This window comes from Paenibacillus sp. 01T424 (assembly GCF_056398745.1).
The window spans coordinates 1-11,840 of record NZ_JBFTPZ010000085.1 but is presented as its reverse complement, the minus strand read 5'-3'; the positions used below and the strand labels follow the sequence as shown (position 1 = coordinate 11,840).

General features: G+C 45.4%; 9 protein-coding genes and 1 rRNA gene. All 10 read right to left on the bottom strand.

Features of this window, described 5'->3' with window-relative positions; genetic code table 11:
• Window positions 1–156 precede the first annotated feature (156 nt).
• The 10 genes from AC1DPK_RS33655 to rrf all read right to left on the bottom strand — a co-directional run bounded on the left by AC1DPK_RS33655 (window position 157) and on the right by rrf (window position 11,595).
• Entirely contained in the window at window positions 157–2,244 is a 2,088-nt protein-coding gene (locus AC1DPK_RS33655) for a serine hydrolase (RefSeq protein ID WP_477512976.1), read from the bottom strand.
• Window positions 2,245–2,430: 186 nt separating this feature from the next.
• Window positions 2,431–3,177, bottom strand: a complete 747-nt coding sequence (gene pssA, locus AC1DPK_RS33650; RefSeq protein ID WP_076271452.1) for a CDP-diacylglycerol--serine O-phosphatidyltransferase — start codon at window positions 3,175–3,177, stop codon at window positions 2,431–2,433.
• Window positions 3,178–3,265: 88 nt separating this feature from the next.
• Window positions 3,266–4,342: a DNA integrity scanning diadenylate cyclase DisA gene (gene disA / locus AC1DPK_RS33645; RefSeq protein WP_076271453.1), complete on the bottom strand. Its 1,077-nt coding sequence runs from the start codon at window positions 4,340–4,342 to the stop codon at window positions 3,266–3,268.
• Window positions 4,343–4,353: 11 nt separating this feature from the next.
• Window positions 4,354–5,721: a DNA repair protein RadA gene (gene radA / locus AC1DPK_RS33640; protein ID WP_076271454.1), complete on the bottom strand. Its 1,368-nt coding sequence runs from the start codon at window positions 5,719–5,721 to the stop codon at window positions 4,354–4,356.
• 375 nt (window positions 5,722–6,096) lie between these two features.
• A complete protein-coding gene (locus AC1DPK_RS33635; RefSeq protein WP_076271455.1) occupies window positions 6,097–6,453 on the bottom strand; it encodes an antibiotic biosynthesis monooxygenase in 357 nt (118 codons plus the stop codon).
• 130 nt (window positions 6,454–6,583) lie between these two features.
• Window positions 6,584–9,043, bottom strand: coding sequence for an ATP-dependent protease ATP-binding subunit ClpC (clpC, locus tag AC1DPK_RS33630; RefSeq protein ID WP_441885579.1), 2,460 nt, complete (start codon window positions 9,041–9,043; stop codon window positions 6,584–6,586).
• Between the two features lie 2 nt (window positions 9,044–9,045).
• Window positions 9,046–10,125 (bottom strand): protein arginine kinase, encoded by a 1,080-nt coding sequence (locus tag AC1DPK_RS33625; RefSeq protein WP_339205305.1) that lies wholly within the window; start codon window positions 10,123–10,125, stop codon window positions 9,046–9,048.
• A 28-nt stretch (window positions 10,126–10,153) separates the two neighbouring features.
• A complete protein-coding gene (locus tag AC1DPK_RS33620) occupies window positions 10,154–10,675 on the bottom strand; it encodes a UvrB/UvrC motif-containing protein (RefSeq protein ID WP_076271458.1) in 522 nt (173 codons plus the stop codon).
• Window positions 10,676–10,710: 35 nt separating this feature from the next.
• Window positions 10,711–11,172, bottom strand: coding sequence for a CtsR family transcriptional regulator (locus AC1DPK_RS33615; protein WP_054025359.1), 462 nt, complete (start codon window positions 11,170–11,172; stop codon window positions 10,711–10,713).
• 306 nt (window positions 11,173–11,478) lie between these two features.
• Window positions 11,479–11,595: ribosomal RNA gene (gene rrf, locus AC1DPK_RS33610) — 5S ribosomal RNA — on the bottom strand.
• Between the last annotated feature and the right edge of the window lie 245 nt (window positions 11,596–11,840).

Below are 11,840 nucleotides of genomic sequence, written 5' to 3'. Positions count from 1 at the left end.
CTAACAAACAGCGCCAAGACCTCAAAAATGCGACACCTTCTCCGGAATATCAGGAGAAGGTGTCGCATTTTTGCTTATCGCTTTGGGGGCTCACAAAAACCTTAAGTTCTTCAGTGGCCTCCATATTGGGAGGCCTCTTTTTTAGCACTAATAGTGCTACTTCTGTTGCATGAATCCAGAAACAATAACATCTAACGGACGTGTAAGAAGAGAATATAAAATAGCAGCTTCCTCTTGGCGGTTCAGAACTTTCTTAGAAGCGTAATTGAAAACACCTTTCTCTGGCTCTTGAACCTCTGGTCCATAGATGCCGAGCTTAACGATCATCTTAACAGCTGGCAGCGCCCATTTATCAGTCTCACCGGAGAGCTTAACCGACTCAAACAACTCTGCTGGATACTGCTGAGAGAAAACGCGCCACATCATAACAGCCGCTTCTTGGCGAGTAATACTGCGATCCGGCTCAAACAGATTCGTTGTTGTACCTTTGACCAGGCCCAGCTCATACGCTTGCTGAACAAAAGCAGCGGCCGAATGGCCTTCCAAATCCGTAAATACAAGTTCTTCCGTACTGCTTCCTTTTAATCCGCTAATCTCCATAAGATGCTTAACAAATTGTCCCCGAGTGACTGATTGCTCAGCATTAAATTTCTCATCCTCAATATCGGAGTAGTGCCCTAATGTTTTCAGCGTATAAATTGCCTTCTCATAAGGGTGGTCTTTCGCAATATCAGCAAACAAGGTTGGCGCTTTATGTTTCATCCCATAGCCGAGCGGATTCAGATACGGCTCCTTAAAGTAAAGCACTTCATCGCCTGACCCTATCGCAAATGCCGTGAATTTACCCGTAAGGCTATCTACAAATAGATTTTTATCTACTTGTTTAAGTGCACGCGGTCCAAGGAAAGCATCTGATATCATCAAGCTGCCTTTGCCATCTGCTTCTATTGATGTATTTAGTTGTGCAAGACGAAGGTCAGTATAAATGCCCGTGAATTTATTTAATGAATCACTCGTACTCGGCGTGAATGCGTCGAACTTGGCAGRTGCAGCATATGCCGGAAAAAACGAATGAATAAACGCCTGATAGAAGAAATCACGGAGAGGGCCTATTTTGTTGTAAGTAATGAATACTCCCGTCTTTTGTTCCGGAATAAGGAACATAAGCGAGCTAGTGCCCACAATATCTCCAAACTTGGCTATCACGGAAGAACTGCTTCCCGCCCCAGGAAGCTGAATAGGTGCCTCAAATCCATAAGTAGTGTTCGGCAGCAATGAATGAATCGAAGAGCGATACGTTTTCATCTGATCAAAGGTTACTTGCTTAAGAATGCTGCCGGATTCTGATGAACCGCCATTCAGGAAAGCAATCATAAACTTGCTTATGTCCTCAGCAGTAGAGAACATTCCCCCTTGCGGCATTACAGTAGGAGTAACTGCATATAGTTCATGTTTGCCGTTTGCAGCGTCGTACTCCGAAACTAGATTTTCTGTAAGTTTTTTATCAAGTAAAAAACGGCTTGAATCCATTTTCAGCGGCTTAAATATATTCTGTTCCATGTAATCGTTAAAAGGTAAACCGCTGACTTTTTGTACGATCAATCCAATCAGCATCGACGCAAAGTTATCGTACATGTAGGCGCTGCCCGGCTCCCGAACAACAGAAGGCATATGCCCCCGAACATAGTCTTCAATTTCAACTACTTTCCCGAAGTCGGTATGTATATCCTCTGGCTGCGGATCACGTATTTCAAAACCCGTCGTATGCGTAAGTAAATGCTCAATCGTAACCGGCTTGCCGAACGGGTTATCGAACTTCAAATCCTTCACATACTTGGTGAAATCGTCTTGAAGAGAAATATTCCCCTGCTCTACAAGCTGCATAACCGCGGCTGCCGTAAAGGTCTTGGACACTGACGCGATGCGAAACACGCTTGAAGCAGGGTCAATCGGCTTTTTTGTTTCCAGGTCTGCAAAGCCATATCCTCGCTGCGCTACCGTTTTCCCATCCTTCACAATAACGACAGAAGCTCCTACATATTGCGATTTGATTTGTTCCGTTGCAAAAAAATCGTTTAAAAAAGTTGTCGCATTTTCAACATTTAACGCTTTTGGAGCAGGCGCAGCACTCGGTTCCACGGGAGCCGCATAGACGGCTGGAGCCAGCAGGCTGACTGATAAAGCAGCAGTAAGAATCGTTTTGGTCCATAAAGAAGGCTTTCTAATACTAAATAGTCGTTTCAAACCAGCATCTTCTCCATTCGAATTCGTTTTTGACCGCCTATTAAATACGAATTTGGAAGATGATTAGTTTCAAAATTATCCCATAATAGATTGCTAAAAGGGGGCTTTAAGCAAGAAAAAAAATAGCGCCCAAGCACAAAAATCTGTGCTTGAAACGCTATTTTACATTCAATATTGCCGCTTTGATCAAGCCGGCTTCTCTGTTTGAACAGGGTCTTCCGCGTTTTCATCACGTTTCTTCCGCTTGCGGTTTCGCTTGGGCAAACGGCGATCAACGTTTTTTTTTAGGCCGTACAGCGCATATAGAAGCAGCGGTACAAACAAAATTTTGGATAAGTCATTTTTGAACAATAGACCTAATACGACAGATACAACAATAACAATAGGGACAACCCATACTGCGCTCTTAGGAATACCGACCTTTTTGAAATTCGGATATTTAATCGTACTAACCATAAGAATGGAAAGCACTACTGTGCTTGCAAGCAACACGGATACATAAATGTCATTTTGAAATAAAGCTAATGTCGCTAACACTCCGCCAGCCGCCGGTATCGGAAGACCGATAAAATAACCTGGCGCACTTGATATTACATTGAAACGAGCAAGCCGCAGTGCCCCGCAAATCGGGAACAATGCCGTTACGATCCAAGCCAAGGCTGGATTAAGATCTTGAAAAGCAACTACATACATAATAAATGCTGGAGCTACGCCAAACGAAATCACATCGGATAATGAGTCCAGCTCCTTACCGAATTCACTTTGAACGTTCAGCGCCCGAGCAACGCGTCCGTCAACACCATCAAGCAGCATGGCGATTAACACCATCATAGCCGCAGTATCTGGTTTTTCATTGAATACAAGAATGATGGCGATTACTCCTAGGAATAAGTTCCCCACCGTGAGAAGGCTCGGTATCGATTTTGTGATCATCTTTTCCACCTCTTCTCTACTATGCCCCAAAACCCTTAACGAATGTATCTCCACGTTATAGGACCACATTCAATCCATTGTATGGGATTTAAATTTGCCTGTCAATGAACATCTGCTCTTGTATCCGCTTTAGACCTTCCTTAATCGCACGTGCCCGCACCTCGCCAATACCTTCAACCTCATCCAATTCTTCAATTGTCGCCATCAGAATATGAGGCAATCGACCGAAGTTTTCAATCAAATTGTTCATAATAATGAGCGGCAATCTTGGAATTTTATTCAGCAGTCGATAACCGCGCGGTGACACGGATTCATCGTTCATGTTGCTCGTATGTGGATAACCGATCAAACGGATGATTGGCGGCGCATCCAGCAGCTCATCCGAGCTCAGCTTCTTCAGGCCTGCCCGAATTTCTCGTATTTTCTCATCCGAATTTTCTTTGGCATAATCCTTAAGTAAGTACCATGCATCCTCTTCAACTCCGCCAACGAGCTCATCCATTTGCATGCTGATGAGCCGTCCTTCCGTTCCAAGCTCATTTACATAACGCTTGATCTCCATCTTGATGCGCAGCACCATTTCAACACGTTGAATAACATGCGCTACTTCCTGAAGTGTAACGAGCTCTTCGAATTCAAGAGCTGAAAGATTCGTAAAGGATTGGCTAAGCACCGCTTTATATTTCTCGAGCGTTTGAATCGCTTGATTGGCCTTCGTCAAAATAACACCCATGTCCTTCAGCGAATAACGCAGATTGCCTTGATACAAAGTAATAATATTACGGCGCTGCGAGATGGATACAACAAGCTTGCCTGTCTGCTTTGCAACCCGCTCAGCTGTACGGTGCCGAATTCCCGTTTCGATCGACGGAATGGAGCTATTCGGTATAAGCTGCGTATTCGCATACAAAATTCGGCGCATATCCTCGCTCAAAATAATAGCTCCGTCCATTTTTGCAAGCTCATACAAATAGTTAGGCGAGAAATCGCAATTAATGGAGAAACCTCCGTCTACGACTTCCATTACTTCCGGGCTGTAGCCAACAACCAGCAACGCCCCCGTTTTCGCCCGAAGCACATTTTCAAGCCCATCCCGAAAAGGGGTGCCTGGTGCGACTAATTGCAATAATTGATTCATAATTTCAAGCTGTGTAGGTTCCTTCATCATCTGCCCCCCTATCCAAGCGCTGCCTTAAGTGCTTCCGACACTGTAGATACGCCAATAATTTCTATGCCTGCGGGTGGTTTCCACCCTTTTAAACTTTTCTCTGGCATTATGACACGTTTAAAACCTAGTTTCTCTGCTTCCTTCACCCTTTGCTCAGCACGCGATACCGCACGCACTTCTCCCGTCAATCCTACCTCACCAAATATAACGTCATACGGCTTCGTTGGCGCATCGCGAAAACTGGAGGCTATGCTGACCGCCGCTGCTAGATCGACTGCCGGCTCATCAAGCTTAACTCCGCCAGCTACGTTCAAGTAAGCATCCTGTGTTTGTAGAAACATGCCGTTCCGCTTCTCCAACACTGCGATAATGAGCGCCATTCGGTTATGGTCGATACCCGTTGACATTCTGCGCGGAGATGGAAAATTAGTTGTGGCCACAAGCGCCTGAAGCTCAACAAGCACAGGCCTGGTGCCTTCCATGCTTGCAACTACGGTTGACCCTGATACACCAAGCGGCCGCTCAGATAAAAACAGCTCAGAAGGATTCGAAACCTCTCGCAGTCCATCCTCGCCCATCTCGAAAATGCCAATCTCGTTCGTCGAGCCAAAGCGGTTTTTGACTGCCCTTAAAATTCTGTACGTATGATGGCGCTCCCCTTCAAAATAAAGAACACAATCCACCATATGCTCTAAAAGCCTTGGCCCCGCAATCGCGCCTTCCTTCGTAACATGGCCGACGAGCACCGTCGCAATTCCTTTAATTTTGGCCACTCGCATAAAGTGTGCCGTGCATTCTCGTACCTGCGATACACTTCCGGGAGCCGATTGAACATTTGGATCGTAGACGGTTTGAATGGAGTCAATAACGAGAAAATCCGGCTGGACTGATTCTATGGCATCGTTAATTTGCTCCATATTGGTTTCGCATAGTACATAAAGCGATTCCGTCAGCGCACCAAGTCGATCTGCCCTTAGCCTTGTTTGCCGCACGGACTCCTCCCCAGAAATATAGAGCACTTTCAATCCTTTCACCGCGAGCGCATGAGACGTTTGCAGCAACAGCGTTGATTTTCCGATTCCGGGATCTCCGCCGACAAGAATTAGCGAGCCTGGAACAACACCTCCGCCGAGCACTCGATTAAGCTCAAGCATCCTTGTTTCTATACGAGGCTCTTGCCCACTTTCTATATGTATGATGGACTGCGGCTTTTCTTTCGCATGAAACGACGACAATCCGACGCCCTTCGTTTTCACAACGGTTTCTTTCTCTTCCACCATCGAATTCCAAGCGTGGCAACCGGGACATTTCCCCAGCCATTTTGGCGATTCTGTTCCACATTCCGTACAAACAAATTTTGATTTAATTTTGGCCATTCTGTACTCCTTAAACGTTATGAACCAGCGTAAATGAATGATGCCAGCCCTAGCGATTGTGCTTAAAATCACACTACATAAAGTTTACCATTTTATCCTCCATGTATAAACCCACATTGTTAATGAAAAAAGGAGATAACCCACTTATTATTCGTTTCCCACAGCTAAGCTTATCCATTTCACGTCTTTTCATTGTTATCCACAGAATTACGAACAAGTTATCAACATTATCCACAACTCATCAACATATCCCCAAAGGCTTTTTCTATAAATACAACATAAAAAACGCCCTCGTTATCCACAGTGGATAAGAGAGCGAAAGATTAGTCACAACGCAGCATATTTATTAGAGCACCAAGTTATAAATAAATAGAATTAATGCTGCTTAAGCTCAATTCCAGCTTGCCGAGCAACTAACACACGATGCGTTGTCAATTGTGAGCCGAGCATCACGCTTTCCGTTTGCTGGCCTGCCTCACCCTGTTGTCCCCCGCCTCTATGAGCATGTGCTTGCCGAAAAGAATCACTGTTCACCCAGCCCTCAAAGGAAGCTTTGGTTTCCCAAGTCGTGCTTACTTTAAGCTCATCATATTCTTCTAAGCCTTCCGTTAACAACACTTCCATGCGCACAAAACCAGGAGATAAATCTATGCCTTTGGAGTTTTGAAATCTACTCGCCACCGTCTCCCCGTGGCCTTTTTTTACTTTTATCGTATTGGTGACAACTATCATCGTTGTTCCTCCATTCTATGTAACGCTATAGTCTTATTATACGATAATGATTATCATTGTCAATTTATTGTATTAATAAAAACTGTCCCGCAAGCAGCTATTCTGATTGCGGGACAGTTTACTATCATGCTTATTTTGTCGTGGATTCTTCTGGCTCTTGTTCGGAAATCGATTTGGTAACGGTTAGACCGCCATCCTTCTCATCGATTGTGAACGTATCGCCTTTTTGGATTTTACCCATCAACAAATCTTCGGACAAACGGTCTTCGATATGTTTTTGGATTGCCCGGCGAAGCGGACGAGCTCCATATTGTGGATCGTAGCCTTCCTTCGCAAGGAAAGTTTTTGCTGCATCCGTCAAGATGAAGTCAACTTCCTGCTCACGCAGACGCTTGCGCAGCTCATCCGACATGAGTGTAACGATTTGAGCAATATGCTCCTCGCCAAGCGAATGGAACACGATGCTTTCATCGATACGGTTCAAGAACTCCGGACGGAAGCTTTTCTTAAGCTCGCCAAGCACTTTATCCTTCATTTGCTGGAAGTCGCGTCCCGCATCCTGTACGGCTGTGAAACCGAGCGAGGAATTACGCTTGATTTGATCCGCTCCAACGTTAGAAGTCATAATAATCAGTGTGTTGCGGAAATCGACAACGCGGCCTTTGGAATCAGTCAAGCGACCATCCTCCAGCACCTGAAGCAATATGTTAAATACTTCAGGGTGAGCTTTCTCAATTTCATCTAGTAACACAACGGAATATGGCTTGCGGCGAACTTTCTCGGTTAACTGTCCGCCTTCTTCATAACCTACATAACCAGGAGGCGCTCCGACTAGACGGGATGTCGAATGTTTCTCCATATATTCCGACATGTCGATACGGATAACCGCATTTTCATCTCCGAACATCGCTTCTGCAAGTGCTCTGGCGAGCTCCGTTTTACCAACACCCGTTGGACCTAAGAAAATGAATGAACCAATTGGACGCTTCGGATCTTTCAAGCCGGCACGCGCACGACGAATCGCTCTGGATACCGACTTCACGGCATCATCTTGTCCAATGATGCGATCGTGAAGAATATCTTCCATTTTCAGAAGTCGTTCCGTCTCTTCTTCAGCCAGCTTGCTAACAGGAATACCCGTCCAGCTAGCTACAACCTGAGCAATATCCTCTGGTGTCACTTCAGAATCAGTACGGCCTTGTTTTTCTTTCCACTGGTTTTTGGTAATATCAAGCTCTTCGCGAATTTTTTGCTCCGTATCGCGAAGTGCTGCCGCTTTCTCGAATTCTTGGCTTTGAACCGCTGCATCCTTCTCCTTGCGGATATCTTCCAAACGGTTTTCAAGCTGCTTCAAGTTTGGCGGTACAGTGTAAGAATGCAAGCGTACCTTTGAACCGGCTTCATCGATAAGGTCAATCGCTTTATCTGGCAAGAACCGATCCGGAATGTAACGATCCGATAATTTAACTGCTTGCACGATAGCTTCATCCGTAATTTTCACACGGTGATGAGCTTCATAACGATCGCGTAAGCCGTATAAAATTTGAATCGCTTCTTCTGGAGATGGCTGATCTACCGTTATAGGTTGGAAACGACGTTCAAGCGCAGCATCTTTTTCAATATATTTGCGGTATTCATCAAGAGTAGTTGCACCGATACATTGTAGTTCACCACGTGCTAATGCAGGTTTCAAAATATTAGATGCATCGATTGCACCTTCTGCTCCGCCTGCGCCAATCAACGTATGAAGCTCATCGATGAATAGAATAATATTGCCCGCTTGGCGGATCTCATCCATGATTTTCTTCAACCGATCTTCAAACTCACCACGGTACTTTGTACCTGCAACTACGGAGCCCATATCCAGCGTCATGACACGCTTATCACGCAAAGTTTCGGGAATTTCATTCTCGATAATCTTCTGCGCAAGACCTTCGGCAATTGCTGTTTTACCGACGCCTGGTTCCCCGATTAGTACTGGATTGTTCTTCGTACGGCGGCTAAGCACTTGAATTACACGCTCAATTTCTTTGCTTCGGCCGATTACAGGATCCAGATTTCCTTCCTTCGCATAAGCAGTTAAATCTCTTGCAAGTCCATCGAGCGTAGGCGTGCTAACATTCGCTGGTGAACCGTGATTGCTTGAGACAGCTTCACTGCTGCCAAGAAGCTGAAGGACTTGTTGACGAGCCTTATTTAGGCTAATGCCAAGATTGTTGAGCACACGTGCCGCAACGCCTTCTCCTTCACGGATGAGACCAAGCAAAATATGCTCTGTGCCAACGTACGTATGTCCAAGCTTTCTTGCTTCATCCATCGAAAGCTCAATTACTTTTTTTGCGCGTGGCGTATAGGCAATGTTGTTAGGCTGCTCTTGACCGCGACCGATCAACGCCTCAACTTCATCTTGAATCTTTTCAAGCCCAAGTCCTAGTCCAATCAATGCTTTAGCCGCTATTCCTTCCCCTTCGCGAATAAGGCCTAGCAAAATATGCTCCGTACCAATATTGTTATGTCCGAGACGAACCGCTTCTTCTTGCGCCAATGCAAGCACCTTCTGTGCTCGCTCCGTGAATCTTCCAAACATCATATTTACGCACCCCCATGGCCTTTTTCACCACGCAATTGCTTGCGTATGAGTTCTGCTCTCCTGAAATCTCTCTGCTCTGGACTCATCTTCTCATCGAAGGTTTGTTGCAAAAATCCAGGCTGAGTCATGACCAAAAGTTCATTCAACACTTGTGGCGTTACATCTGATAAAATGCCAAGGTCTGCACCAAGCCGCACATCTGACAACCGCTGCGCAGCTTCCTTGGAATCCATAATTGAAGCATATGCTAAAATACCGTATGAGCGCTTCACGCGGTCCTCTGTCCTCAGCCGCGACTCATGCATAAGACGTTTGCGAGCCGCTTTCTCATGCTCGATGATTTGTCTTGCAACACCATAAAGATTTTCAATAATTTCATTCTCGGATTGCCCGAGCGTAATTTGGTTAGACACCTGAAATAAATTCCCAAGCGCTTCACTGCCTTCGCCGTACAAGCCTCTTACTGCCAAGCCTACCTGTGTAACAGCTGACAATATCCGATTGATTTGAGACGTTAAAACGAGTGCCGGCAAATGCATCATAACGGATGCCCTGATGCCTGTGCCCACATTCGTTGGACATGTCGTCAAATAACCGCGTTTCTCATCAAATGCATAATCAGCCGACTCTTCAAAAATATCGTCAATTCCGCTGGCCAATGCCCATGCCTCCTGGATTTGGAAACCTGGATACAGACATTGAATGCGCAAATGATCTTCTTCGTTAATCATTATGCTAACAGATTCATTATCGCTTAAAATAACGGCCCCGCATCGCGATTCGTTCGCTAAATTGGGACTGATTAAATGCTTTTCAACAAGCACCCTTTTATCAAGCTCGCTTAAATCTGACAAAACAATGGTCTCAAATGATCCAATTGACTGCAGCTTGCCGCTTTGGCTAACTTCAGTCAGCTGATCCATGACATCCTTAGATTGCTGATTTGTTGCAAGTAATGGAAAAGGCTGATGACGTAAATTCCGGGCTACTCGCACTCTGCTGCTAATGACAATTTCAGATTCAGGACCCGCGTCCTTCATCCATTCGCTGAGTGCATGCTGTGAGAATCGATGCTTAGTCAAGAGGTTCCTTCACTCCTTCTATGCCAGCCTACAGGTCTGCCATTTTGCGCTCTAATTCACGTATTCGATCACGCAGCTCAGCCGCGCTTTCAAATTCCTCTTGATCAATCTTCTCTTGCAGATCCCGCCTCAGCTGTTCAATCTCGCGCTTGCACTGGATTTGCCCGCCTGAGCGCTTAGGGATTTTACCGCTGTGTACGGTGCTGCTGTGAATACGTTTGAGAAGTGGATCAAGCTTACCTTCGAACGACTGATAACAAGAGCTGCAGCCGAATCGACCGATTTTGCTAAACTGTGTATAGGTCAGTCCACATTCCTCGCAGCGCAGCGCTGGCTGCTTAATGCCGGTAATCGTCGACCCGCCAAGCTGTTCGAAATCAAGAAGTCCCGATAGTAAGCTATGAATAGAAAAGCTATTCGGCGCGCCTGGAATGCCTTCGCCTTTCTCACGAGCACAGCTTTCACAAATATGAAATTCGGTCTTCTCGCCATTAATGATTTTTGTGAAATGAAGCGTAGCCGGTTTTTTACCGCAATCTTGGCAAAACAAGCCTGATCCCTCCTCCCGGTATAAACGGTTTGTCATTACTTAACCAGCAATGAGATAAGCATGGACCTTAACAACCTTGCCCGAATTTCATCCCTTAGCGGCAGCTTCAGTGCAATGGTATCGCGATGCACAGCCGCACGGAGTAGATTTCCCTCGCGCTTAGAGATAAGTCTTGCTTCCTCAAGCTGATAAATAAGCCCTTCCGCTGCACCTTGATCGACACATTCTCCAACCGTTTCTTCGATATGGAATTGAATCGCCTTTAATGCAGGAAGCTCAATCCGTTGTATTCGGATATAGCCTCCGCCGCCGCGCTTACTTTCAACCATGTATCCTTTCTCCATGGTAAATCGAGTACTAATTACATAGTTGATTTGCGACGGTACACAAGAAAATTTGTCAGCCAGGTCATTGCGTTGAATTTCTACTGCGCCCTCTGGACTTTCTTGAAGCATAAGCTTCAAGTACTGTTCGATGAGATCGGAAATGTTACGCAAACCACCAACCTCCCTGAGAAATAACCAATAAAACTAAAGTTGAAACATAGGTATTAATGAGGTCTTGCAATCAAATCAGAATATACACCGAATATTCGGACAACTGACTTTGACTTTCTTTGACCTTGATTTTATTATATGCAATTTCAGCAAAAGGTCAAGTGCTCGGTAAAATTGATTTTCCATTAGCTTGGTACGCTTGCATGCTGTTTATACATAGCCGGATTCATTTATATGATTAACGCTCATTTTCTGCATGCAAAAACAACAAAAAACCTATCGCATATTATGCGATAGGTCACTCGTGCTTGGCGACGTCCTACTCTCCCAAGACCCTGCGGTCTAAGTACCATCGGCGCTGAAGGGCTTAACGGTCGTGTTCGGTATGGGAACGCGTGGTTCACCTCCGCCATCGCCACCAAACTGGATTTTTCGTTGAAATGCAGTCCTGAGTCTCCTCAGAAAAGATCCAACCAAAGTCCTTCAAGGTGTTTACGCCCTGAAAACTGGATACGAAAGATTAGGCTTGCTGAAGCCTTTATGCTGCTGTCTACTGGATGTATGGGTCACAGTAAACGTGTTTAGGATAAGCCCTCGACCGATTAGTATTCGTCAGCTACACACATTGCTGTGCTTCCACCAGCTACACACATTGCTGTGCTTCCACC